Source organism: Mycobacterium sp. 236(2023), assembly GCF_029623955.1.
In the GTDB taxonomy this organism is placed as follows: Bacteria; Actinomycetota; Actinomycetes; order Mycobacteriales; family Mycobacteriaceae; genus Mycobacterium.
Map to the genome: position 1 here is coordinate 204,946 of NZ_JARSBP010000007.1, position 24,184 is coordinate 229,129.

Here is a 24,184-nt window from a genome sequence, read left to right on the forward strand (position 1 = left end):
TGCGTTACCCCGACATGTTGAAGTTGCCGGTCTGGCCGTAGATGGCCAGAGACACGAAGAGGATCACCACGGCCGACACGACCAGCGATGCGCGCACTGCCCGGCCCACTGCTTCGCCCACGCCGGCCGGCCCACCGCCGGCGGTGTAGCCGTAGTAGGTGTGTACCAGCATGATCACAATCGCCAGTGCAACGGCTTGCAGGAACGACCATACGAGGTCGATGGGAATGAGGAATGTGTTGAAGTAGTGGTCGTAGACGCCGGTGGATTGGCCATAGATCGCAGTGGTGCCGAATCGTGCTGCCAGGAACGACATCACCATCGCAATGCAGTACAACGGGACGACGACGATCACCCCTGCCACGACCCGTGTCGAGGCGAGATAGGCAATCGATCGGATGCCCATCACCTCAAGAGCGTCGATCTCCTCGTTAATCCGCATCGCCCCGATCTGTGCGGTGGCACCCGCGCCGATGGTGGCCGCCAGCGCAATGGCTGCGGTCAGCGGTGAGATGAGTCTGACGTTGAAGAACGCTGAGGCGAACCCGGTGAGGGCCTCGACGCTCGTCGCGGCGAGCTGGTTATAGCCCTGCACTGCAACTAACGCCCCGGTCATCATGGTGAGAAAACCGACGACAGCCACGGTTCCGCCGATGATGGCGAGTGCGCCGGTCCCCAAACCCATTTGGGCGATCAGCCGAAGCGTCTCCCCTTTGTAGTGGACGACCGCGTCACCGATCGACCCCAGGGTACGGAAGTAGAACTGTGTTTGTTCGCCAACGCGGTTGGCTTCGTTGTGCCATCCGCGCGCCGTGTGTGTGAGGCGCGGGAAGCGTTTGTTCGCAACGACTCCGGTGCTCATCCGAGGACCCCGACCGTAGATACGCTGACAGCGGTGGCGATGATGTTGATAGCGAACAATGCGACGAAGGTGTAGATGACCGTCTCATTCACCGCATTGCCGACGCCGGCCGGTCCGCCGCCCACCGAGATGCCCTTGTAGCAGGCGATCAGTCCAGCCGCCATCCCAAATAAGGCCGCTTTGATCCAAGCCACGAGCACCTTGCTGATCCCGGTGATCAGGGTCAGCGAGGAGACGAATGCTCCGGGGCTGACATCCTGAAAGAACACCGAGAAGAAGAATCCACCCGAGATTCCCACCAGCGTCACCAGCGAGGACAGTAATACCGCCACGACAGTCAGGGCCAATACCCGCGGAACGACCAGCATCTGAATGGGATTGATGCCCATCACCCTCAGTGCGTCGAGCTCTTCGCGGATGGTCCGTGCCCCCAGGTCAGCACACATGGCGGTGGCGCCAGCGCCGGCGACCACGAGAACGGTCACGATGGGCCCGATCTGGGTCACCGTTCCTTCGCCGGCACCTACCCCGGAGTAGTCAGCGGCACCGAACTCCACCAGCAGATAGTTGAAGGTGAACACCGCCAGCACGGTGAACGGAATCGCCAGTAGCAGCGTCGGCAGTAGGGAAACCCGTGCAACGAACCATGATTGGAGTAGGAACTCGCGCCATGCGAACGGTCGCCGCGGCAGAAGCGTCAGGACTTCGACCGACATGGTGAAGAATTCCCCAAGCGCCCGAACTGGTTTGGCCATGCCGGTCACCGGCGACACAGGAGCACCCCGATTTGGCTGGCGTCGCGACGATGCGTTCCTGCTGTGGTGGACGCCATGGACGGACCTCGGTCCCGTTGGTACATCGGCCTCTTCCTGTCGGACGGATGCTCCCGTGCGGATTGCATCATTCGCCTGCAACGTGTCGGCGCCATCGCAGTGGACAGCACGTCGCGCCTAAGGCGGCGGCCCGACCTTGCGGTGCGGCACCCGGGGGTGTCAATAAATCGATAACTATTATAACGACTATAACGGACTATATGTGGTCGGCGCCACACCCCTCCGCCCATTGGGGTGTGGCGGCCCGATCGGGGCCCGATTCAGCGTTGCGGCGGAGCCGAGCCCGCGTCGTGCGGCAGGCCGAGGATCTGCTCGGCGATGGTGTTGCGTTGTATCTCCGCGGTGCCCGCGCCGATCGTGGCGCCGCGCGCGTGCAGCAAGCCCTTCAGGAAACGGCCCCCCTGGATGGCTCGGGGCCCGGCGGCAACGTGGCCAGGCTGTCCGAGAGCGGCGACCGTCAGCTCGTAGAACTCTTGCTCCACGAGACTGTGATACAACCGGGCGATCGATGATGAGGGGCCGGGAACTCCCCTGTGGGAAAGGGATTCCACCACCCGCACCGCGTTGAACATTAGAATCCGAACATGCATTTCACACCTGGCTAGGCGATCTCGCACCGTTGGATCCCCCAGGCCGTCCATGCTGGTGAGCAGCTGCGCGAACTCGTCGATTCGGCGCCGGTAGGCGCTGGCCTGACTCAGCGCGCGCACCGCGCGTTCGTTGCCCAGCGTGGCACGTGCCATCGGCCACCCTCGGTTCTCTTCGCCTATTCGGTTAAGTACCGGGACTCGGACCTCGTCGAAAAAGACCTGGCTGAAACGGGATTCGCCGGTCATATCGCGCACCGGGGTAACGGTCACGCCTGTGCTGCGAAGGTCGATGAGCAGGTAGCTGATCCCCGCAGCTCCAGAGTCTTTCGGTCCGGTCCGCACCAAAGCAAACATTATTTCTGCGTCCTCAGCGTACGTGCTCCAGATCTTTGTGCCGTTCACGACGTAATGGTCGCCGTCGCGCACCGCCCTCGTGCGAAGCGACTGCAGGTCCGATCCGGCCCCGGGTTCGGAAAAGCCCTGCGCCCAAACTTCATCGGAACGCAACATGGCAGGCAGGAATCGGTCTTTCTGCTCGGCACTGGCGAATCTGATCAGCGTCGGCCCTGCGATTGAGGGTCCGTTGCCGGGATGGCCCGGAACGTGGCGGTGCGCAAGTTCGCTGTGGTAGGCGACCTGTTCGGCGAAGGTCAGATCCATCCCGCCGTACTGTCGCGGCCATGCCGGGCCGGCCAATCCGCTATCGAACAGCGTTGCTGACCAACGGCGTTGAGCCGCAACGCGTTCGGTTCGGTTCAGACCGCGAAGGCTCGGCGGAGGGTGCGCGGCAAGAAATTCGCGGATGCGTTCTCGAACGCCATCGCCGCCGGTAGAGAAGCTGGCAGGGGTGGCGCTCATCGCGGAACCGCCTTATCTAGCAGTGGGCCGTTCGGTGCATAATACGCTACATATTAATGCGATTTGTGCCCGTTCTGGGACGCGTCGGCGTTGATTGATCCGGCGCGGTCGTCACCTCACCGGACAGCCGCGTTACTCCGCGCGGCCTCGCGGTCAGAGGTGCCGTCCGCCGGTGACCTCGAGGACGGTGCCGGTCATGTAGGACGACAGATCCGAGGCCAGGAACAGCGCGACGTTGGCGACCTCGTCGGGTTCACCGGCGCGTCCCATCGGGACCTCGGCGACCTTGGAGTCCCAAATGCGTTGCGGCATGGCCTCTGTCATCGCCGATCGGATGAGACCGGGCTGGATGGCGTTGACCCGGACGCCGAGGTAGGCGAGCTCCTTGGATGCGGCCTTGGTCATGCCGACGATCCCGGCCTTGGCGGCCGAGTAGTTGGTCTGCCCGACCATGCCGACCTTTCCGGAGATCGACGACATGTTCACGATCGCGCCGCGCCTGTTCTCCCGCATGACCGCACCCGCGGCGCGCAGTCCGTTCCAGGTGCCCTTCAGGTGCACGGCGATCACCTGGTCGAAGTCGTCCTCGGTCATCTTGCGCATCGTCGCGTCACGGGTGATGCCCGCGTTGTTGATCATGATGTCGAGCCCGCCGAACTCGACGGCCGCGGCGACGAGCGCCTCCACGTCGGCGGCCTTCGTCACGTCGCACGGCACCGCGCGGGCGACGTCGGCGCCGCCGAGTTTCTCGGCGGCCACCTGCGTGGCATCCAGGTTCAGGTCGCCGAGTACGACCCGTGCGCCCTCCTCGACGAACCGCTGCGCGATGGCGAAGCCCAGCCCTTGGGCCGCTCCGGTGACCACGGCGGTCCAACCTGCCAGCAATGACATCTGTTCACCCATCCTCGCGCACTAAGACCATTCGACATTTCCGACGCCCAGAGCGTTATCGCCCGGCGTGACGCTCTACGCACAGAGCACTGCCCCGTGTTGGGATCATTGCAGCAGGTCGAGCACACTGTTGATCTCAGGATCTGCCAGCAGGTGCGTGTCGCCAGCGGACAGATGTTTGCGCCACAGGTCCTCGGCGTCCTGTGCGGCCCCGGCTGCGATGAGGTCGACGAATCGCTGGTGCGCGCGGTGCGCGGCGCCGCTCGCCTCTCGCACTTCAGCGGGTTCTCCGCGCGACCCCATGTAGCGGTCGGCCTGCACCTGAATGATGCGGTTGCACACCGCGGTCAGCACGTCGAAGGTCTGCGATCCCGCCATCTGCACGATCAGCTGGTGGAATCGGCCCGATGCGCGTGAGAGTTTGACCGGATCGTCGAGCGCTTCCCGTTCGTCGTCCAACGCTTGCCGAAGTGCGGCGACAGTACGGTCGCGGTCCTGCGAGCGTGCCAGCAGCCCGGCTGCGGGTACTTCCAGCATCAATCGGGCCTCGTAGACATCGCGAAGTGTGGCGCCCTGAGCTTGCAACAGCAGCCCGATGTAGCGCGCCACGTTGCCGACCTGCGGGGTCTTGATCCGGGCGCCTCCGCCCGCCCCGCGCCGCACGATCAGCAGGCCCTCGGACTCCAAGATCCGCAACGCTTCTCGGACCGTCGTGCGGGCCACCCCCGCAGATCCCATGAGTTGATCCTCGGGAGGCAGCGGATCACCCTCGCCCAGCTCACCGGAGATGATCTGTCGACGAATGTGATCGGCAACGATCTCAGCCATCTTCGGCAGATGAACGGTCGGCAATGGATTTGCCATGCGCGTCGGGACGGGAGCTCGCTGCTCCGGCCCCTCCCTCCCTTCGGTCGAAGGCGCGGCGATTGCCGCGGAAGCCAGCTCTTGCCACACGCGAAGATCTCCTTAGTAAACCAGCCCGCTGGCGATTCGAAAGCCTGGCAGCGCGCAGTTCATAGACACGCACACCTTCGTTACCGCAGTTCCCACGATCGAGTTGCCGATGAGTCGAACTCGACCTTGGTCTTGTCATTGACCAGCTGGGTATACATCAGCGGAACGGACCGGCCCGCTTCCACGCTCATCGACAGCGAGTCCCAGACCGCCTTGACCGTTCCCTGCACCGCGAGCGCTGGCTTTTCGGCCAGCCGCCGCGCCAGTACGTGCGCTCGGCTCCAAAGGTCCTCACGCGCAGTGACTTCGGTGACAAGGCCGATGGTTAATGCGCGTGTGGCGCTGACTCGCTCGTCGTTGCCGAACAGTGCGATGCGCATGACCTCGCCGAACGGGATTCGGCGGACCAGTCCCGCCGGTTCCAGCGCAGAGGCCATGCCGTAGGTGGTGTGCGGGTCGAAGAAGGTGGCATCTTCAGAACAGATGGCGACGTCGCACTCGTTCATCCAGTAGAACGCACCCCCGGCGAACATGCCGTGGATCGCCAGGATCAGCGGCTTCCACACGCGATTCTGCTTGGCGCCCAACCAGAATCCCGGATCGTCGGCGCTCCACTGATTGGGATGGATGTAGCGGCCCTGCTTGCGGTCCACGCCGGTAGAGAAAGCGCGTTCCCCGGCAGCCCGCAGCACCACCACGCGGATGTCGTCGTTGGTTCGGCAGATCCGCCAGATCTCGCCGAACTCATCGAGCATCTGCTGGTTGAAACAATTCATCACCTCGGGGCGGTTCAACGTGATGGTAGCGACGTGATCGTCGCCGATCTCGAACTCCACCGTCTCAAATTGCGCGGTCATCGCGGCTCCCTCGGCAAAGACAACACTCGTTCGGCCAGCATGGTTTTCAGAATCTCCTCAGTTCCGCCCGCGATGCGATACCCCATGGCGCCCATGATCCATTTGTTCCACCCGAACGTGCCCCATTCGCCGGTGTCGGCCGCGAGTTTGGGTCCCAGGACCTCTGCCGCCACCTCGCCGATCGCGCGCAGGTTGGATGACACCATCAATTTGTCGATCGCCCGTTCGGCGCCAGATAGTTGCGCGTCGGGGATGGCTTGAACGCGTTGCTGCTGGAACCGGGCGATGCGCAGCGTCGAATACACCTGCGAGAAGTGCTGTCGCACGTGCGGGTCCGACATAGCTCCCTCCCGTACTGCCAGTTCCCGCAGCATGCCCACCGCTCGGTCGGTGATCTCGTGCGTACGGTCTCCGACTGCCTTGCGTTCACCGGCGAGCGCACCTGTGGCCACTTTCCACCCCGAACCGACCGCTCCCACGACGGCTTCGGCGGTCACCACGACGTCGTCGAGGAACACCTCGGTGAAACTCGCACCACCCGTCATCTGGCGCAGAGGGCGGATCACCACCCCTGCCGCGTCCATGGGAACCACGAACATCGTCAGCCCGGCGTGCTTGGCGGCGCTGGGATCGGTTCGCGCCAGGGCCAACCCGAAGTCTGCAATCTGCGCGTTCGAAGTCCAGACCTTCTGGCCGTTGAGCCGCCAGCCGTCGCCGTCGGCGACTGCGCGGCTACGCACCCCGGCGAGGTCCGATCCCGCTGCCGGTTCGGAAAACAGTTGGCATGCAATGAGTTCGCCGCGGTAGATCGGCACGGCCCATCGCTGAATCTGCTCCGGCTGGCCTGCGGCCACGAGCGCAGGCCCGACCGTGCCGATCCCGATGCGCAGTGGACTCGGATCGGGGACGTCGAACAGCGACTCTACTTGCCGGTAGAGTCGGTCAAACGATTGCGGCAATCCGCGACCCCCGAACTCGTGTGGCCCGGTGATCCAGCCGAATCCGGCTCTCCAGCGATCACGCTGCCATGCCATCGCCTCGTCAGCCTCGGCGCGCTCTTCGGCGTCGCTGCTCTCGTGAAAGAGAGTCAAGTGCTCTGGCCCCTTGCCCCAGGCCAGGTTTCGGGCGATCCGACGGTCGCGGTGGCTGGACAGGAACTCGATTGCCGAGAGGGCGAAGGCCCGCTCGGCGTCAGTAGTGGTGAACGCGAGCACTTCGTCCATTTGCGTCTCCTCGCCTACCACTGGACGTGCACATTCTTGGTGCGCAGGTATTCGTCGAGACCCGCTCGGCTGCCTTCGACTCCGTACCCGCTGGCCTTCCACCCTCCGAATGGAGCCTCTGCGGGAAGCGACGACATCCCGTTGATTGATACGTTGCCCGCATCGAGGGCGTCGGCGACGCGGTGGGCGCGCCCGAGGTCGGAGGTCCAGACATAGCCGGCCAGCCCGTAGCGGGTGCCATTGGCGATCCGCACGGCGTCATCCTCGCCGTCGAACGGGATGATGCTCAGCACAGGCCCGAAGATCTCCTCTTGTGCCAGTGGACTCATCGGATCGACATCGGCGAATACGGTCGGTTCGAGATAGCTGCCGGCATCGAATCCTTGTGCAGGTGCCCCGCCGTAGACCAGTCGGCCGTCCCCACGTTCCCGCGCGGCGGTGATGACCGAAAGGATGCGATCTCTGGCGGCGGCGTTGACGACCGGACCCATATTCGTGTTCGGCTCAAAAGGGTTGCCCAGCCGCAGTTTTGCTGCGGCAGCGACCACACCGTCGACGACATCGTCATAGATCGGGCGCTCAACGAGCAACCGCGTCGGCAGGAAACACCCCTGACCGCTGTTCTGCGCGGTCCCCAGGATTGCCGCGACTTTGGCAGTCCGATCGACGTCGACGTCGGCAAACACCAGCGAGGCGGACTTGCCACCCAGCTCCAGAATCGTCGGCACGTGGCGGGCGGCAGCCGCCTCGGCGACTGCCCGGCCCCCGGTCGAGCCTCCGGTGAAGGAGATCAGACCGATGCTGTCGTGGGCGCATAGCGCGGAGCCGACTTCGGCGCCGCCGGCGACGACGTTGAGTAGTCCCGCGGGCAACCCCGCAGCTGATGCCAGTGCCCCAAAGGCCAAGCTCGAAAACGGTGCCACCTCAGATGGTTTGAGGACCACCGCGTTTCCTGCCGCCAGCGCCGGGGCGGCCTTGAGTGCCAGGGCCATGACGGGGCCGTTCCAGGGAATGATTGCGGCGACGACACCGTAGGGGACGCGGCGGGTGTAGTCGAGCACTCTGCCCGGATGTCCGACGGTGGGGGCCAGCCCTTCGATCTTGTCGGCGTAGCCGGCGTAATGGCTGAACCATTCGGCCGCGGCTTGCACTCCGGCCCGCGACGCCTTGAGCGGCATCCCCATCTCCACCGAGACCAGCGCCGCCAGCAGATCGGTAGATTCGGTGATCGCCGACGCGACGGCGATCAGCGCGTCACGCCGGGCAGCGGGGCGCGCAGCCGCCCAGGCCGGTTGCGCCGACGCGGCTGTATCGACAGCAAGTTCGACGTCGGATGCGCCCGCCAATGTCCATGTACGGAGCACGTCACCGTTGGCGGGGTCGATGTGGGTGCACGCAGCACCGGATCCTGCCACGGGCTGGCCGTTGACCAGGACCGAGCCCGAGGGGAGTGCGGCGATCGCCGCCTGTCGCAGATCAGTGCTGGATTCTTTCGTCATCGTGCTCACAGCCCAAGCTCCTGAAGAATTCGTTCACGGTGGTACACGGGGTCGCCGAACAGCACTCGCGTGCTCTTTGCTCGCCGGAAGTACAGGTGGGCAGGATGTTCCCAGGTGAAACCGATGCCGCCGTGGACCTGAATGTTCTCTGCCGCTACCTGGCAATACGCGTCCGAGCAATACGCCTTGGCGAGGCTCGCCAGCAGCGCTGATTCCGCTGATCCTTCCTCGATAGCAAGGGCGGCGGCATGCACGGCTGAGGTCCCCGATTCGACGCCCATCAACATGTCGGCGCACTTGTGCTTGATTGCCTGGAAGGATCCGATCGGCCGCCCGAATTGCTCGCGCACCTTGGCGTAGTCGACGCTCATCTCCATCGCCCGGCGTGCTCCGCCGACCTGTTCGGCGGCGATACCGACCAATCCGGCGGTCAGCGCGCGCTTGGCATAGTCGTGGCCCCGGCCGGCCTCACCGACCAGTTGCGCGGGGGCGTCGTCGAAGTGTACGTGCGCCTGGCCGCGCGTCAGGTCGAGAGTGTCTAACGTTTCGATCGTTACGCCGGTGCCGCTGGCCGGGACCCTGAACAGGCTCCAACCGCCGTCGGTCTCTGCGAGTACGAGAAGGACGTCGGCCACGGCGGCGTCGATCACGAACTGGCGTACGCCGGTCAGCGCCCACCCGTCGCCGAGATGCCGGGCCCGAACGCCGTCGGCGTCGTCCTGCGTGGCCTCGAGGTGACCGTGTTTGTCGGTGAAGGCGACGGCGACCAGCAGTGACCCTTCGGCGATGGCCGACAGCATTTCCCCGCCGTTTACGGCATCCTCGCTGGCCACGAGCGCCTCCACCGCGATGACCGCGGTGGACAGAAATGGTGCGCACACCAGGGCGCGGCCCAGCTCCTCCATCACCAGCGCCGCGAAGCCGAATCCGAAGCCGGCGCCGCCGAACTCTTCCGGCACGAGTATGGCCGGAAGGCCGAGTTGATCGGACATCGCCTGCCAAAGTGCGCGATCGAAGGCCGGACTGGATTCCATCGTCGCCCGCACAACTTCTTCGGGCGAGTTCTTCTCGAAGAACCGGCGCGCGGTGCTGCGCAGCTCATCGTGCTCGTCAGTGGAAATGGTGCACCTCAACCTCGCTCAATCATTTGCCGGAACATGCTGTCCAGTGCCCGATACCCCGGGAAGTTGTCGCCGCTGATCACCGTCGGGGGTCGCGAGTTCGCGGGCCATAGCGGCGACGGCGGGCCGGTCGACCTTGCCGTTGGGCACTCGGGGAAGGCGCTCGACGCAGAAGAGCTGCCGTGGCCGCTTGTAAGGGGCCAGGCGGTCGGCGACCCGGGCCAGCAGTGCGGCCGAATCGACTTGGCTTTCCACGACGGCCACCGGAACCTCCCCCAGCCGCGTGTCCGCTATTCCGAGAACGACTGCCTCACGAACACTTTCCTCCTCGATGAGCGCCGCCTCGATCTCCTCGGGGACGATGTTGAAGCCGCCGCAGATGATGATGTTCTTAAGGCGTCCGGTGATGTACAGATAGCCGTCGGAGTCGAGGCGGCCCTGATCACCGGTCCGCAGCCACCCGTCGACGTCCACGGGGGAACTATCGCTGGACCCCAGGTACCCCGATGTCGTCGATTTGGTACGCACCCACAGCTCTCCTACCGAGCCGCCGTCGGCGACGTCGGTGCCGGACGAATCGACGATGCGTAATTCCACCCCGGGCAACGGCTTTCCGACCGATCCGGGCCGGCGTCGTCCGCTGAGCACATCTTTGACGCTCTCGATGGCGATGCCGCCGAACGCCTCGGTCTGACCATAGGCTTGCAGCACTGGCACGTCGAAGCGGCTCTCGAACTCCTCACGCAGCGCCGCAGGCAGCGGCGCGGTCCCCGAGGACACGTAGCGGACCCCGCCGAGGCGCTCGCCCGGGGGCAGCGCGTCGAGCAGGATGCGCATCATCGCCGGGTTAATGGTCAGGTTGTCGATACCGTGCCGCTCGATGAGCCGCTGGGCGGTGACGCCGTCGAATTTCCGCAGCAGCGCGACCGAACGCCCGACATACAGCGCGAACAGCAGGCGCACCACTCCGGCCGTGTGCGATAACGGATTGGCGATCAGGTTGGGCGGTTTGGGTGATTCCGGAAGCCCCGATGGGCGGGTGTCGGTGCGGAACGCCGACACAGTGGAGCGCAGGTTCGCCCAGGCGCCATCGTGTGAGAGCGCGACGCCTTTGGGTTTGCCTGTCGAGCCCGAAGTCAGCAATACCAGGGCGATGCTCGTTCCTGCGATGTCCGCCGGCGCCGTGAAGGCGCCCGCCTCTCTGGATCCCCGGCGCCGACCGGTAGAGAATCGCGCAGAAGCGACGACGGGTAGTCCCGCGGCCCCCGCGGCGCTGTCGCGCGGGTCGGCGATGACCGCTTCGGCGCGCATTGACGCCGCCACACTGACGATGTCAGACGCGGGAGCCGACGGGTGCACGGCGATGACACCGCCGCCGAGCAACCACACTCCGAAAGCGGCAGCAACGAAACGTTCGTCGTTGCCGACCCGCACGACAACCAGGTCGCCCCGGGACACGCCGTGCACATGCAGTTGGTCGCGCAACCGGACGGCTTCGTCAGCGATCCTGCCATAAGACCACGGGCCGTCATCTTCGACGTAGAGAAACTCGTGCTCGGGAGCCTCCTCAACGCGCCACTGCAGGAGCTTGGCCAGTGATCCATCGGGTGTCCACTCGCCTAGCGGGCCCACGGCCCCTCCTCGGGCACAGGCATTCCCGGCAGCAGGCCGTGGTCGGCGGGCGCCGTCGGATATTCGGGAAGACCGTGTTCACGAGAAGGAAGACGCACGTGCACCGACCCGTAGGCAGTGCGGTCACCGAATTGGTTGTGGCATTCCAGCGTGCACACCACCTCCGGGTTTGTCGAGGACTGCGTGATGTCGGTGACCTTCCCGGTGATCTTGGTCAGATCGCCGAGCGTGTTGAACCCGGTCACCCGATCATCTACCGCGACGATGAGGGCATCGTCGCCCATCCAGTCGGTGACCGCGTGCATCAACCATGCGTTGCGCAGCATTCCGTAGTCGTAGGCGCGACGGGCACCGACTGAGCGCGCGTAGTCGTCGTCCCAGTGCACTCGCATGGCCGAGTCCCACGCACCGAATTCGTTGCGGGAGTAGAAGCCACCCATCCGCTGCCGGTTGCGCCAGTTCAATCTGTACGGATAGATCTCGTGGCGGCCGTTCCCCTGCAGCCACGCAATGACGTCACCGGTCACCATCGGTCCCCGATAGCGTGGTGTGAACGAGTCGCCGATCGCTACGTCCTCGACGTAGCGCTTCTCCGCGCCGCGGACAGTCTCCTGCGCGTAGTGTGCGTCGACGACGGCCAGCTCTTCGTCGCTGTACTGGTGCTGTTCCATCGGCTTACTCTCGGTGTTGCGTTTGGCCGCCGCCTCTCGTTCGGTGTGAACGAAGTCGGCATCCCAGATGGCGATCAGCTCGCCAGCATCGTTCCAGTACACCCGACGGCGCACCGACACCGCCGAACGTCCGCCGAATCGAGACCGCTCCTTCTCCTTGATGTCGACATAGAAGCGGCGTACCCAGATCCGGTCGCCCTCGCGGATGGGCTGAAAGTAGCGGATGTGGTCACCGGCCCAGAACATGTGCACACCGGAGAGGGCGCCCTTGCCCGCGGCCCGCATCTCCGGCGACGTCGTGACCTTCGGTGTCAAGCCCGCGCCCTCCAGAAACCCTGGCGGAGCCACGATCCCACCCCAGCGGGTATTTTCGGCGTAGGTCGGATCGCACCACAACGGATTGTCGTCACCAAAGCCGTTCGCGTAGTGGCGAATACCGTCGCGGGTGGCGACCTCGTTCCATGTCGTCCACCGGTTGTAGGGCCAGTCGACACCGATCTTGCCGCGGAACGCCTGCAGACCCGCCGCCGTCAGTTTGCCGAACTCCGACTCCCCGGAACTCGTCTCCGGCTCACTTGTAGTGGTCATGCCCCAGCCTTCCGCGCGATAACTAGATCAATGTTACATCGATTTGTATCCTATCGACGACACCCCTGTCATCTATCTGGAAAGGAGAGTGCGCCGCGCACTTGACGGTCAGGCGCACGAATACGACGTCATGCAAGCGAAATACCTCGAGGACCTCGCCGTCGGCGACACGTTCACCGGACCCGCCCGCACTATCACTGAAACCGATGTCGTCGGCTTCGCAGGACTCAGCGGAGACTTCAATCCCATCCACACCGATGTCGAGTTCGCTGCGGACACCCCCTATGGGCAGCGTGTCGTCTACGGACTTCTCGTGCTGTCAATGATGACCGGCCAACTGGATCGCACCGGTCTGTTCAGCGGCAGTGCGATCGCCATGCTCGGCATCCGGGACTGGACATTCGTCGCGCCAGTCTTCATCGGCGACACCGTCAGCTTCCGCCTCACCATCACCGAGGTGCGGCGCACGAGCCGGGGTGACCGTGGGGTGGTTGGCCGGCATTTCGAAATCCTCAATCAGCGTGGCGAAGTGGTGCAGCGCGGTCATATCGACGTGATGGTGCGCGCCGCGAGCGCTCAGGTCGGCTTGTGAGGCGCGCCGCGATCGTGGCTCCGGTCCGCACGCCAGTCGGAGCCTTCGGTGGCGCGCTGCGGCCACTACCGGCTACCGCGCTGATAGCCACGGCGATCAAGGCGACCGTGGCACGCTCGGGCGTCGATCCGGCGCGCATCGACGACGTCGTCATCGCGCAGTCCTACGCCAACTCGGAAGCACCGTGCATAGGCCGGTGGGCGGCCTTGGACGCTGGACTGCCCGTCGACACGCCGGGCCTGCAGATCGACAGACGGTGCGGCAGCGGGCTGCAGGCCGTCCTCACCGCCGCCATGATGGTGCAGACCGGCGCTGCGGATGTGGTGGTGGCGGGCGGCGTCGAAAGCATGAGCAACATCGAGCATTACTCCACCGACATGCGGTGGGGTAAGCGCGCAGGGCCTGCCGTGCTGCACGACCGGCTCGATCGCGGCCGCGAACGGTCCCAGCCAGAATGGCGTTTCGGCCGCATCTCCGGCATGGTCGAAACTGCCGAGAACCTGGCGCAACGCTACGGCATTAGCCGCAATCGTTCCGACGAGTTCGCCGTTCGCAGCCACCGGCGCGCCATAACAGCTTGGGAGAATGGTCATTTCGATGAAGAAGTGGTCTCTGTTGAGGTGCTAGACCGTAAGGGGTCGACGACGTTATCGCGTGATGAGGGCATCCGTCCGGGCACCACTGTGGAGACCCTCGCGGGTCTGCGCACTTTGCTTGCCGACGGCACGGTGACAGCAGGCAACTCCAGTCAGCAGAACGACGCAGCAGCCAGCTGCCTAGTCGTCGCCGAAGACATCCTTACCGACCTCGACGCCTCCCCTCTTGGATACCTCGTCGACTGGGCCGCCGTGGGTTGCGAGCCGGCGACGATGGGCCTGGGTCCTGTGGGAGCGGTCGCTAAGCTGTTCAGCCGCACCGGGTTGGGCTGGAATGACGTTGCCCTTGTCGAAATCAACGAAGCCTTCGCCGCACAGGTCCTCGCGGTTTTCGAGGAATGGCAGTGGTTCGATGAAGACCGAGTCAACGTCAACGGATCGGGGATTTCCCTCGGACACCCGATCGGGGCGACTGGCGTTCGAATGCTAACCACCATGCTGCACGAGTTACGCCGCCGCGGCGGCGGACTCGGTTTGGAAACGATGTGCATTGGCGGCGGCCAAGGGCTCGCCGCGATTTTTGAAGGCGCCTAAGCGCTACCAGCGCGCGGTCATCCCGGCATCGACCGGGATGGCCGCGCCAGTGATGAACTGGCCGGCATCGGAAACCAGGAACGCGACTAGGTCGCTGACGACCTCCGGCTGAATCCACGGCACCGGCAAGACGTTTAGCGTTTGGGCGACCCGCTCAAACGCCTCCTGGGTCCTGGGCCGGTCTGGATTCGGGAGGAATAGTTCGCGGGTCGCGTCGTTGTCGACCATGCCGGTGTCGACCGTGGTGGGATGGATGGTGTTCACGCGGATGCGTTCCGCGCCGTGCTCTAAGGCCAGGACCCGCATCAGGCCGACGAGTCCGTGTTTGGCCGCTCCGTAGTGCGCCGCATTCGCAATGCCTCGCAACCCGGCGACCGAACTGGTGAAGATGATTGACCCGCCGCTACCCGATCGCTGGAGGTGGCCGATACAGGCTCGGTAGGTCCGCCACACCCCCGTCAGATTGACGTCGATCATCTCCGTCCACTGATCGTCGGTCATCACCGATCCCTTGGCGTACGAGGCGATGCCGGCATTGGCCACGACAATGTCGAGTCGCCCCAACCTCTCGACGGCCGCGTCCACCGCCGAAGTCAGACCCGCTAGGTCGCGCACATCGGCGACCGCGGTGACGGCGCGTCGACCGGCTGCTTCGACGAGCGCCGCAGTGTCGGCGAGATCGCGCGGCGTCGGCATGGGGTAGGCGACCGTCTCCAGGTCGGCGCACGCGTCGATGAGGACGATGTCGGCACCCTCGGCGGCCAATCGGACCGCGTGACTACGACCCTGCCCGCGGGCGGCGCCGGTGATGAGCGCGACGCGGCCGGCGAGACTTCCGTCCGAGCGGTTTGTAGGGACATCGGCAGGCATCGAAGAGACAGGGCTCATGGCGACGATGGTAGTGGAACTACCGAATTAATCAACATAATATTCATCTATTTATATACGCACGTCGTGCCGCTGCCGATGTCGGATTGCATCGACCCCCGCGCACTGCATCCTCTTTAACGCTATATGTTAAAACGTATTGATGAGAGTCGCTGGGGTAACCACAGGGAGGTGAGCAACGTGGGCGTCGCGCTGTCCGAAGACGAGGTCTGGGCCCTCCTCGAAGAATCTCTAACCGGAATACTCACAACGGTGAGCCCGGACGGCTTTGCGGTGCCACTGCCCGTCTGGTTCGTCGCCCTCGACCGCAAGATCTATCTCCGCACTGCTCGCACGAGCGCTAAGTGCCGGCGAATCTTGCGCGACAACCGCGTTGGGTTCCTGGTTGAGTCAGGTGAGCGGTGGGCAGAGCTGAGGGCAGTTTCGATGAGGGCGCTCGCGACGATCGTTGCTGACGATCTACTGGCGGCCCGGGTCATGGCGGCGCGCGCTGTTAAGTATCGCGGCCGAGGCCTCGGCGACGACGCGCCCCCGGCCACGATGCGCCATTACTCCCGCACGTCGGCAGTCATCTGCCTGACACCGGTCGTATCCCCGATCTCGTGGGATAACAGCCGGATCCGGCGATGAGACGTCGATGACCGAAAAACCTGTAAGTCAGGATGTTCACGAAACAACGAAAGGCGACTGATGTCTGAAACCGAACGCTCGCTGGCGGACAAGATCGAGATTCAAGAACTGTCCGCCCGCTACGTCGAACTCTGCGACCAGAACGATTGGCCGAAGGTCGTCGAATTGTTCACCGCCGACGGGGTGTTCGACGCCGAGGCGGTTTATGGGCATACCTACACGGGGCCCGCCGAGCTGCTGTCCTTCTATGAAGGCGCGCCTCGCGCAGTCGCCCATCATTCGACGAGCATCTACTCAACGTTCGACGGCCCCGACCGTGCTTCTGCTCGAATGAAAATGCTCGTCTTGTTTAAGCGCAACATCAGCTCTGTCGACTACGACTGGCAACTGGCCCGCGTAGATGGGGTTTGGCGCATCGCCAGGCAGTCGATCGCCGTGGTCGGACGCGTCGACATCCCTAAACTGGCGTCCTAGTCCACCGCTTCGACCGCCGAGCGCATACGTGCTCGGCGGTCGAAGCAGAGGTTATCTCTTCGCCAAGGTGATGTCGGACTCGTCGCGGTCCCAGGTCGACGGCGTGCGACCCTCGTCGCGCAGCTGATATTTAAGCACGCGGCCCACCGGATTCTTGGGTAGCTCCTCGCGGAATTCGATGTAGCGTGGCACTGCGAAATACGGCATGTGCTCAATACACCAGCGGCACAACGCCTCTTCAGTCAGCGTCGAGCCCGCGGTGCGCACTGCGGTGACCTTCACGTCGTCCTCGGTCAGATCGCTGAGGACTGCATGCACAGCGACCTCAGCGATCTCGTCGTGACGCAGCAGCGTGTACTCCATCTCGTACGACGAGATGTTCTCTCCGCGCCGACGCAGATAGTCCTTCTTGCGGTCGACGAAATAAAAGTTTCCGTCGGAGTCGAACTTGCCCATATCGCCGGTGTGGAACCATAAATTACGCATCGTCGCTGCCGTCGACTCGGGGCGACGCCAATACCCCTCGAACATCACGTGCGGTCGCAGCGGACGGCAAATGATCTCCCCCACCTCGCCGGCTGGGATCTCGTTGTCACTGTCATCGACGATCCGCACGTCGAAGTCCTCATTGCGGCGGCCACTGGCATTAGGCACCGGATCTGCCGACAGTGGCCCCGACACCATAAGACTCGCCTCAGTCAAGCCATATCCGGGCGCCCCTGCCACCTCCACACCGAAACGTGTGCGCCAGATCTTCACCAGGTCCGCGGGGAATGGAGCCCCATAGGCGACGCGAATCTGGCCGCGGCAGCGCTGCATTGCGTCATTCTCGGGCATTTGCGCGATCAGCGGGATGGTGGCACCCAGCAGACTGACCATTCGCGCACCACTGCGCTCGATGTCGTCCCAGAACCCTGATACCGAAAACCGCGGATACAGACTTGCGGTGCTGGCCAGCATGGCGCTCGTCAGCACACTGGTCACGGTGGCGTTGAGGTGGAAAAGCGGTAGCGGTGTCCAAATCGTCTCGCCGGGGCGCCGCCCGGAGCTGGCATTGCACTGACGGGCCAAGTTATGGGCGTAATTGTGGCTCACCATGCACCCTTTAGATGGCCCAGTGGTGCCAGCGGTGTAGATCAGGTTGGTGAGATCACTCGGGTCCGGCGAGTAGCCGGTGTCACTGCCGTCGTCGGTGTAGAGATCGACCAGGTCGGCGACGTGCAACCCCGCCGCGCCGAGCGTGGACGCACTGTCGTCCAAGCCGCGTACGAACAGCCTTTTCACATCGGGCAATCCATCCGCCACCGCCAAAACCCGCTGCGCGTAATCCGCTTCGGCGATAACCAGCGAGGCGCCGGAATCGACGATCTGGTGGCGCAAGAACTCACCCTTGTAGGCGGTGTTGACGGGCACGTTGATCCCGCCGGCGGCGTTAACGGCGAACCAGGCCACTACCGCGTCAATGTTGTTGTCCAACAGAGTGATCACGGTCGTGTTCGGACCGACACCGTGCTCGATCAGACCATGCGCCATCCGCATCGTGCGGGCGAAGAACTCTGCGTAGCTGGTCTGTGTCCCCACGAAATCGAGGAATGTGGTGTCAGGCGCGTGTTCGACCGCCCGGCGCAGAATGCCCAGCGTCGTATCCTGGCTGGCGGACGTCCACCCGCTGGCCTGCAATGTCATTCAGAAATCCTTTCTCAACAAAATAAACGAAATGGCGATCGCGATCACCGGCGCGGTGACTCCCGCACGGTCAAGAAATCGGTGGCCCGCCGTTCTCTCAATGCGGCGAGACCTTCGGCGATGTCGGTGCCCGCGAGTGCCGTGTTCATGTCGTTTACCGAACGGGTGTATGCGTCACCGAAGGGACCGGCCGAATCGATGAACAGCTGCCGCTTCATCATGCGCAACGATTCACTCGAACTCTCAATGGCCAGCTTTCGCGCCATACTCAGTGCCTGGTCGACGACTTCGTCTGCCGCCCAGCAACGCTGGGCCCACCCCAGGCGCACGGATTCCTCACCGTCGATGACTCTGGCGCTGTACAACAGGTCGGCGGCGTTGGGGATGCCGATCATTCGCGGTAGCAGCCAACCCATCCCGTACTCGGCGGGCAACCCCAGTTTGGCGAAGGACGTCGTGATGCGGGCGTCGGTGGCGACGATCCGCGCATCGACATAGGTTGCGAGAACGAACCCTGCACCCGCGCAGGCCCCGGTGACTGCGGCGATGACCGGTGTGGACAGTGTGAGCGGATAGGCGTGGTTGCGGCGCAAGGATTCCGGTGTGTCGGCGGGAAATGGCGGCAGCGGCAGTCGCTCCGGCTGGTATCGGCCGTCTCCATCGGCGATGGATCCCAACAAGCCGGAATCGGCCCCGACGCAGAAGTCACCGCCTGCACCGCTGAGCACCACAACCCGAACGTCGTCGCGTGTGTGGGCATGGTGGAGCGCCCAACGGTACTCGACCGCCATGCGCCCGCTCCAGGCATTACGCCGATCGGGCCGGTTCAGCACGACACAGGCCACACCGGAGTCGACGTCGAACGTCAGCTCCGTGAATTCCTCGATCTCCACCTACGTCGACCTCGCACGGCGGTCACGTTCGGCGTTCACGTCGCCCACGTCAGCGGCAGGCTGTTCAGGCCGTAGACACCGCTGTGGTGTTCGACGATCGAATCCTCATCGAAGATCTGGTACTCGGGGATGCGGCGGTGCCATTCTTCCAGTGCCACAGCCAGTTCGATCCTGGCCAGGTGCGACCCCAGGCATCGATGTGGCCCCGCGCCGAAAGCGATGTGGCGGAATGCTGGCCGATCGAAGTCGACCTCCGATGCACGCTCGTACTGGCTGTCGTCGCGACCGGCGGCGGCCAGCGGCAACAACACCATGTCGCCAGCTTTCAACGGGCAGCCGTGAAACTCGACGTCGCGGGTCACCTTCCGGCCTGGCTGGACGATGGAATGAACCCGGAGGAACTCCTCCACGGCGCGCGGGACGATCGCCGGCTCGTCAACGATGCGCTGCCGTAGGTCCGGCCGCTTGGCGAGGGTGTAGAACGCATAGGACAACTGCGCGGCCACGGTGTCGAGGCCGGCGATCAGCAGCAGAATGCACAGCGAAAGCAGATCCTGTTCGGGAATCGGTGCGCCGTCGATTTCCCATCGCACTGCTTGACTGATGACGTCTGTCTTGTCGGCATGATCGTCGCCGCGGGCGGTGGCGATCGCCGCTGAGAAGTATTGCGCCACTTCCCCCATCGCGGCCATCGCCTTTTCGCGCGTCGGATCGGTCTCGTCGTTTCCGTGCAGGATCAGGTATTCCCACCGCAAGAACATGTCGAGATCGGTTTGCGGAAGGCCCATTAGGTTGAGGAAGATCGTCGTCGGGAACTGCTTGGCGAACTCCTTGACGAACTCGCAGTCGTCGCGTTCTGCGAGGTTCTCGATCAAACTGACAGCGAGCGTGCGCACGTCATCGGTCATCGCTTTGGCGCGCGCCGGGGTGAACAACGGGCCGAGCAGGCGCCGCCACTTGGTGTGGTCGGGCGGATCGAGCATTTCTGGAATCCAGTTATACGGTGGATCCGGTTCGATCGGAATCATCGCGGTGCTCGAGAACAGGTCGGGACGCTGGTACCCGTCGGCGATCATCTCCTGGTTGGTGAAGACGTAGTAGCCCTGCGCCTCGTCACTGAAGAAGACGGGCGGAAGGCGGTCACCGTTGAACTGGTTGAACCCGGTCATTGGCGGATGGTCGCCCGAAGCCCATGAGTAGGGTCCCATCGGGCACGCGCGTTCTTCGCCCCGTAGTGCGGTCACTGGTTCGGTCCTCCTGTCGGCGGGTGCTGGTCCATGTGTGGTCATCCGGCGGCCACCGGCCAGGTCACTGATTTGTGTTCGAGGTATTCCTGCATGCCGTGGGCGCCCCATTCTCGGCCCAGGCCACTCGCCTTGTAACCGCCGAACGCGGCGTCAGGATTCGGGGCGCCCGAACCTCCGTTGACGTTGACATTGCCGGTGCGCAGACGACGCGCGATGGCGAAGGCACGCTGGGCATCTGCCGACCACACACCACCGGCCAGGCCGAGGTCGCTGTCGTTGGCAATACGGATGGCGTCGTCCTCGTCGTCGAACGGGATGACAACACCTACCGGCCCGAACACTTCCTGGCGGGCAATCTCCATGGAATTGTCGACACCGGTCAGCAGGGTCGGTTCCAGGAAGAAACCTCGATCGAGGTGGGCGGGTCGTGCTCCGCCGTAGGCGATCTGGGCGCCGCTGGTCCGCGCACGCTCGATCATCGCCTCGACCCTGACGCGCTGGTTTTCGCGGATGAGTGGGCCCATGACGGTGCCCTCGGCGGCCGGATCGCCAACGGTGACGGAGTCGAGAAGCTCTTGGACTCGGGCGACGAGGTCATCATGGCGCGATCGGTGCACCAGGGTGCGGGTGAGCAGGGCGCAGCCCTGGCCGGCATGCACGGTGAACCCCATCACCACCTCGGCGGCAACCTTGTCCAGGTCCGCGTCGGCACACACGATGTTGGCCGATTTGCCGCCTAGCTCCAAGACGACCCGCTTGAAGCTGTCGGCGGCCTGCCGGTTGACCTGGCGTCCCACAGCCTCGGACCCGGTGAACGAGACGACATCGACCATCGGGTTGGCGGTAAGCTCGCGACTCGCGTCCACGCCACCGGTGACGATGTTGAGAACTCCTGGCGGGAGGTCTGCCTCGGCGACGATGTCGCCAAGGATCAACGCCTGCAGGGGTGTGTACGGGGAGGGCTTGAGGACGGCCGTACATCCCGATGCCAGCGCGGGACCGGCTTTGAACAAATTCAGAAACAGCGGGAAGTTGTAGGCGGTAACGAGCGCCGCGACGCCGGCCGGTTCGCGTAACACCACACCCTGGCTGAGCCAGGGGCCCTCCATTGGCCGCATGGGCGTCGCAAAGTCGAACCGTGGCAGCACCCGTTCGACCAGGTCGCGAAAGTGTTGAAGGGGGATGCCCACTTGCAGCGAATCAGCCAGGGGACGGGTGGATCCGGACTCGGCGATGCTCAGGCTGACCAATTCGTCGTATCGGTTTGCTAGGCCGTCGGCCACACGCGTCAGCGCCCGGCCGCGCTCTTCAGCCGACATCGTGGGCCACGGACCCTCGTCGAACGCCCGGCGCGCGGCGGTGATCGCGTGCACGACGTCGTTGACGGTGCCTTCGGGAACCGAGCCGATCTCGACTTCGGTCGCCGGGTTGAGAATCGAGATCGACTCGGTGCTCTCGCCATCGGTCCAGCGGCCGTCAATGAACAGGCCGTAAGTTTTCGGCCTCGACAGTGTTTCGGTCATCTCACCCTCGCGTCAGTGGATCGTTGTCAGACCGGCATCGACGGTCATCGTCGTCCCGGTCACGTACCGGCCGGAGTCGCCCACGAGGTACAGCAGCGCATTCGACACGTCGCTGGGGTCGACCATCGGCACGGGCAGGGCGTTGACGGAGCTGGCGGCCGTCACCGGGTGAGCCTTGATCCAGGTGGGAAAGAAGTCGTTGACGACCATCGGGGTGTCTACGCCGGTGGGATGAAGCGAGTTGACCCGAATCTGGTACTCCGCAAGGGCGCCCGCGTAGGCCTTCATGAGGCCCACCACACCGAACTTGGCCGCGAAGTAGCCATCGGCGCCGCCGGAACGCTCCGTCGTTCGGGCGCGCAACCCCGCCGCTGAGCTGGTGATGGCGATGGAACCGCCTCTACCGCCGGCGATCAGATGGGGCACCGTGGCCTGCAACGTGTTCCACACCCCGGTCAACATGGTGTCGATGGAGTCCTTCCACGCCTGCTCGGAATTCGCATACGGCGGCAGACTGTGGGCCATGATCCCGGCATTCGCAGCGACGATGTCGAGCCTGCCGAGTTCGCCGACCGCCTCATCGACCACACGTCGCATCGCTGCGAGGTCACGCACATCGCCCCGATGGGCGATCATCCGCCTCCCGTGCTTCTCCACCAACGCAACGGTTTCCTCGAGATCTTCGGACGTCGCCATCGGATAGGACACCGTGTCGATCTGCTCGCAGATGTCGATACCGACGATGTCTGCGCCTTCCGCCGCCAGTGCTTCGGCGTGTGAACGACCTTGACCTCGTGCGGCACCCGTAATGAAGGCAACCATTCCGTCCAGCTGACCCACTGCATACCTTTCCCGTCACCGGACGACATCGTCCGCGTGCACTAAATCGATGCCTATCATAACGACTACTCGTGATCCATGCCACTCCCTCCCGCCCTCGAGTCCAACGCGGGCTCATCCGTATCGCCCAGGGTACGTCGTACCGCCTCGTCACCGATGTGGCGATGCGGGCCGCGATTCTGCGGCCATTCGAAGCCGGCTCTATGGCCACTGAGCAGGGAATTCGATCAGGTTCTCGTCCCGGTTGCCCGCGCCAGCCAACACTGCAGATTCATCCCATGCCGCGATCCTCCAGGATTTGCGGCGCCGAGCGAGGCGGGCGGACAAGGGAGAATAAATTCGATAGTTGTATAATCGCTTTAAAGGTTGCGAGAGAGGATTCAGCAATGCGGGATGCAGTGATCGTCGCAGCGGTGCGCACACCGATCGGCAAGCGAAACGGCGGGCTTGCCGGCGTGCACCCCGTTGATCTGTCGGCCGACGCGCTCAACGCGCTGGCGCAGCGCGCGGGGATCGACCCCGTCGAAGTTGACGACGTCATCTGGGGTTGTGTCGGCCAGGTCGGCGAGCAGGCGTTCGATATTGCACGCAACGCGGTACTCGCCGCCGACTGGCCTGACACTATTCCTGGGGTCAGCGTCGACCGGCAGTGTGGTTCGAGCCAGCAGGCACTTCATTTCGCTGCAGCAGGTCTTGTCGCCGGTCACTACAACGTGGTGGTGGCCGGCGGCGTCGAATCGATGTCCCGCGTTCCGATGAGTAGTTCGGCGGCAGGCGCGGACCCGCACGGGCCGCGGTTCGCGCGGCGGTACCCCACCGCCCCGCACCAAGGTGTCGGAGCCGAGATGATCGTCGAGCGCTGGGGTTTCAACCGCACGCAGCTTGACGAGTTCGCCGCCGGCTCGCACACCAAAGCCGCTCATGCCCAGGGCTCGGGCGCTTTCGATGCCGAGGTCACGCCCATCGCCACGGCCGGCGGCGCAACAGTCCGACATGACGAAGGCATCAGGCCCGAGTCCACCGTCGAGACCCTGGCCGCCCTGCGGCCGGCGTTCAAGCCGGAAGGCGGCACCGTCACCGCAGGAAACTCATCACAGATTTCCGACGGTGCGGCCGCGCTTCTGTTGAGTACCTCCGAGTGCGCAGCCAAGTTGGGCCTGACTCCGCTGGCACGCGTGCATACCGCCGTTGTCGCCGCCTCGGACCCGGTGATCATGCTGACTGCGCCGATCCCCGCGACGCAGAAGGCGCTGCGTATGTCGGGCCTGTCCCTCGACGACATTGGCGCCTACGAGGTCAACGAAGCGTTCGCCTCGGTTCCCCTGGCCTGGCTGTCCGATACCGGGGCCCGCGCTGAACGCCTCAACCCACGTGGAGGTGCCATCGCGCTCGGTCATCCGCTCGGCGGATCCGGCGCCCGCATCGCGACCACGTTGATCCACCACATGCGCGACAACGGTATCCGCTACGGCCTGCAAACGATGTGCGAAGGGGGCGGTCAGGCCAATGCCACAATCTTCGAACTGCTGTGACGCCGCAGTATTCCGACGTAATCTCCCACGCTGCGCAGCCAACGGATTCCGAATTGCGCGCCGACCCTGCCACCAAGCTTTAATTGACGGTGATAGATTAATCTATATCT

At 64.3% G+C, this 24,184-nt stretch carries 22 protein-coding genes; 5 read left to right on the forward strand and 17 right to left on the reverse strand.

What is annotated here, in order from left to right; translation table 11 throughout:
- Positions 1–4 precede the first annotated feature (4 nt).
- The 11 genes from P9A17_RS25985 to P9A17_RS26035 all read right to left on the reverse strand — a co-directional run bounded on the left by P9A17_RS25985 (position 5) and on the right by P9A17_RS26035 (position 12,579).
- Entirely contained in the window at positions 5–862 is an 858-nt protein-coding gene (locus P9A17_RS25985) for an ABC transporter permease (protein ID WP_278041634.1), read from the reverse strand.
- Entirely contained in the window at positions 859–1,617 is a 759-nt protein-coding gene (locus tag P9A17_RS25990) for an ABC transporter permease (RefSeq protein WP_278041757.1), read from the reverse strand. Before P9A17_RS25990 ends, P9A17_RS25985 begins: the two co-directional genes overlap by 4 nt.
- A gap of 338 nt (positions 1,618–1,955) precedes the next feature.
- A complete protein-coding gene (locus P9A17_RS25995; RefSeq protein ID WP_278041635.1) occupies positions 1,956–3,143 on the reverse strand; it encodes an acyl-CoA dehydrogenase family protein in 1,188 nt (395 codons plus the stop codon).
- Between the two features lie 153 nt (positions 3,144–3,296).
- The gene (gene fabG / locus P9A17_RS26000) at positions 3,297–4,034 is read right to left on the reverse strand and encodes a 3-oxoacyl-ACP reductase FabG (RefSeq protein ID WP_278041636.1); all 738 of its coding nucleotides are present in this window, start codon (positions 4,032–4,034) and stop codon (positions 3,297–3,299) included.
- A 105-nt stretch (positions 4,035–4,139) separates the two neighbouring features.
- Positions 4,140–4,862 (reverse strand): GntR family transcriptional regulator, encoded by a 723-nt coding sequence (locus P9A17_RS26005; protein ID WP_278041637.1) that lies wholly within the window; start codon positions 4,860–4,862, stop codon positions 4,140–4,142.
- Positions 4,863–5,068: 206 nt separating this feature from the next.
- Positions 5,069–5,845, reverse strand: coding sequence for an enoyl-CoA hydratase/isomerase family protein (locus P9A17_RS26010; RefSeq protein WP_278041638.1), 777 nt, complete (start codon positions 5,843–5,845; stop codon positions 5,069–5,071).
- Complete coding sequence (locus P9A17_RS26015) at positions 5,842–7,068, reverse strand: acyl-CoA dehydrogenase family protein (RefSeq protein WP_278041639.1); 1,227 nt, start codon at positions 7,066–7,068, stop codon at positions 5,842–5,844. Before P9A17_RS26015 ends, P9A17_RS26010 begins: the two co-directional genes overlap by 4 nt.
- Positions 7,069–7,082: 14 nt before the next feature.
- Positions 7,083–8,567 carry an aldehyde dehydrogenase family protein gene (locus P9A17_RS26020; protein WP_278041758.1) on the reverse strand — a complete coding sequence of 495 codons (1,485 nt, stop codon included), beginning with the start codon at positions 8,565–8,567 and terminating at the stop codon, positions 7,083–7,085.
- A 5-nt stretch (positions 8,568–8,572) separates the two neighbouring features.
- Positions 8,573–9,700, reverse strand: coding sequence for an acyl-CoA dehydrogenase family protein (locus tag P9A17_RS26025; protein WP_278041640.1), 1,128 nt, complete (start codon positions 9,698–9,700; stop codon positions 8,573–8,575).
- Positions 9,701–9,706: 6 nt separating this feature from the next.
- On the reverse strand, positions 9,707–11,320 hold the full coding sequence (locus P9A17_RS26030; protein ID WP_278041641.1) for a class I adenylate-forming enzyme family protein: 1,614 nt from the start codon (positions 11,318–11,320) through the stop codon (positions 9,707–9,709).
- Positions 11,308–12,579, reverse strand: coding sequence for a MaoC family dehydratase N-terminal domain-containing protein (locus P9A17_RS26035; RefSeq protein ID WP_278041642.1), 1,272 nt, complete (start codon positions 12,577–12,579; stop codon positions 11,308–11,310). Before P9A17_RS26035 ends, P9A17_RS26030 begins: the two co-directional genes overlap by 13 nt.
- An 88-nt stretch (positions 12,580–12,667) precedes the next feature.
- Between P9A17_RS26035 and P9A17_RS26040 the strand changes: the two genes are divergently transcribed.
- Together P9A17_RS26040 and P9A17_RS26045 are read left to right on the forward strand one after the other, a co-directional pair.
- Complete coding sequence (locus P9A17_RS26040) at positions 12,668–13,171, forward strand: MaoC/PaaZ C-terminal domain-containing protein (RefSeq protein ID WP_278041643.1); 504 nt, start codon at positions 12,668–12,670, stop codon at positions 13,169–13,171.
- On the forward strand, positions 13,168–14,361 hold the full coding sequence (locus tag P9A17_RS26045; protein ID WP_278041644.1) for an acetyl-CoA C-acetyltransferase: 1,194 nt from the start codon (positions 13,168–13,170) through the stop codon (positions 14,359–14,361). Before P9A17_RS26040 ends, P9A17_RS26045 begins: the two co-directional genes overlap by 4 nt.
- Before the next feature lie 3 nt (positions 14,362–14,364).
- Here P9A17_RS26045 and P9A17_RS26050 read toward each other — a convergent pair whose 3' ends face one another.
- Positions 14,365–15,249, reverse strand: coding sequence for a mycofactocin-coupled SDR family oxidoreductase (locus tag P9A17_RS26050; protein WP_278041645.1), 885 nt, complete (start codon positions 15,247–15,249; stop codon positions 14,365–14,367).
- 180 nt (positions 15,250–15,429) lie between these two features.
- Here P9A17_RS26050 and P9A17_RS26055 point away from each other — a divergent pair, with 180 nt between their 5' ends.
- Entirely contained in the window at positions 15,430–15,879 is a 450-nt protein-coding gene (locus P9A17_RS26055) for a pyridoxamine 5'-phosphate oxidase family protein (protein ID WP_278041646.1), read from the forward strand.
- 60 nt (positions 15,880–15,939) lie between these two features.
- Entirely contained in the window at positions 15,940–16,353 is a 414-nt protein-coding gene (locus P9A17_RS26060) for a nuclear transport factor 2 family protein (RefSeq protein ID WP_278041647.1), read from the forward strand.
- Between the two features lie 51 nt (positions 16,354–16,404).
- Here the strand turns inward: P9A17_RS26060 and P9A17_RS26065 are convergent, their stop codons facing one another.
- The 5 genes from P9A17_RS26065 to P9A17_RS26085 all read right to left on the reverse strand — a co-directional run bounded on the left by P9A17_RS26065 (position 16,405) and on the right by P9A17_RS26085 (position 22,542).
- Positions 16,405–18,039 (reverse strand): AMP-binding protein, encoded by a 1,635-nt coding sequence (locus tag P9A17_RS26065; RefSeq protein ID WP_278041648.1) that lies wholly within the window; start codon positions 18,037–18,039, stop codon positions 16,405–16,407.
- A 44-nt stretch (positions 18,040–18,083) separates the two neighbouring features.
- A complete protein-coding gene (locus P9A17_RS26070; RefSeq protein WP_278041649.1) occupies positions 18,084–18,932 on the reverse strand; it encodes an enoyl-CoA hydratase-related protein in 849 nt (282 codons plus the stop codon).
- 35 nt (positions 18,933–18,967) lie between these two features.
- Positions 18,968–20,101, reverse strand: a complete 1,134-nt coding sequence (locus P9A17_RS26075) for a cytochrome P450 (protein WP_278041650.1) — start codon at positions 20,099–20,101, stop codon at positions 18,968–18,970.
- A gap of 116 nt (positions 20,102–20,217) precedes the next feature.
- Complete coding sequence (locus P9A17_RS26080; RefSeq protein ID WP_278041651.1) at positions 20,218–21,702, reverse strand: aldehyde dehydrogenase family protein; 1,485 nt, start codon at positions 21,700–21,702, stop codon at positions 20,218–20,220.
- A 12-nt stretch (positions 21,703–21,714) separates the two neighbouring features.
- Positions 21,715–22,542 carry a mycofactocin-coupled SDR family oxidoreductase gene (locus P9A17_RS26085; protein WP_278041652.1) on the reverse strand — a complete coding sequence of 276 codons (828 nt, stop codon included), beginning with the start codon at positions 22,540–22,542 and terminating at the stop codon, positions 21,715–21,717.
- 386 nt (positions 22,543–22,928) lie between these two features.
- Between P9A17_RS26085 and P9A17_RS26090 the strand changes: the two genes are divergently transcribed.
- Positions 22,929–24,074 (forward strand): thiolase family protein, encoded by a 1,146-nt coding sequence (locus tag P9A17_RS26090; protein WP_278041653.1) that lies wholly within the window; start codon positions 22,929–22,931, stop codon positions 24,072–24,074.
- Positions 24,075–24,184 lie beyond the last annotated feature (110 nt).

Excerpts from the sequence above, each read along its gene's own strand:
- P9A17_RS25985 (WP_278041634.1), bottom strand. The coding sequence starts at position 862 with ATGAGCACCGGAGTCGTTGCGAACAAACGCTTCCCGCGCCTCACACAC.
- P9A17_RS25990 (WP_278041757.1), bottom strand. The coding sequence starts at position 1,617 with ATGGCCAAACCAGTTCGGGCGCTTGGGGAATTCTTCACCATGTCGGTC.
- P9A17_RS25995 (WP_278041635.1), bottom strand. The coding sequence starts at position 3,143 with ATGAGCGCCACCCCTGCCAGCTTCTCTACCGGCGGCGATGGCGTTCGA.
- fabG (WP_278041636.1), bottom strand. The coding sequence starts at position 4,034 with ATGTCATTGCTGGCAGGTTGGACCGCCGTGGTCACCGGAGCGGCCCAA.
- P9A17_RS26005 (WP_278041637.1), bottom strand. The coding sequence starts at position 4,862 with ATGGCTGAGATCGTTGCCGATCACATTCGTCGACAGATCATCTCCGGT.
- P9A17_RS26010 (WP_278041638.1), bottom strand. The coding sequence starts at position 5,845 with ATGACCGCGCAATTTGAGACGGTGGAGTTCGAGATCGGCGACGATCAC.
- P9A17_RS26015 (WP_278041639.1), bottom strand. The coding sequence starts at position 7,068 with ATGGACGAAGTGCTCGCGTTCACCACTACTGACGCCGAGCGGGCCTTC.
- P9A17_RS26020 (WP_278041758.1), bottom strand. The coding sequence starts at position 8,567 with ATGACGAAAGAATCCAGCACTGATCTGCGACAGGCGGCGATCGCCGCA.
- P9A17_RS26035 (WP_278041642.1), bottom strand. The coding sequence starts at position 12,579 with ATGACCACTACAAGTGAGCCGGAGACGAGTTCCGGGGAGTCGGAGTTC.
- P9A17_RS26050 (WP_278041645.1), bottom strand. The coding sequence starts at position 15,249 with ATGAGCCCTGTCTCTTCGATGCCTGCCGATGTCCCTACAAACCGCTCG.
- P9A17_RS26060 (WP_278041647.1), top strand. The coding sequence starts at position 15,940 with ATGTCTGAAACCGAACGCTCGCTGGCGGACAAGATCGAGATTCAAGAA.
- P9A17_RS26065 (WP_278041648.1), bottom strand. The coding sequence starts at position 18,039 with ATGACATTGCAGGCCAGCGGGTGGACGTCCGCCAGCCAGGATACGACG.
- P9A17_RS26075 (WP_278041650.1), bottom strand. The coding sequence starts at position 20,101 with ATGACCGGGTTCAACCAGTTCAACGGTGACCGCCTTCCGCCCGTCTTC.
- P9A17_RS26080 (WP_278041651.1), bottom strand. The coding sequence starts at position 21,702 with ATGACCGAAACACTGTCGAGGCCGAAAACTTACGGCCTGTTCATTGAC.
- P9A17_RS26090 (WP_278041653.1), top strand. The coding sequence starts at position 22,929 with ATGCGGGATGCAGTGATCGTCGCAGCGGTGCGCACACCGATCGGCAAG.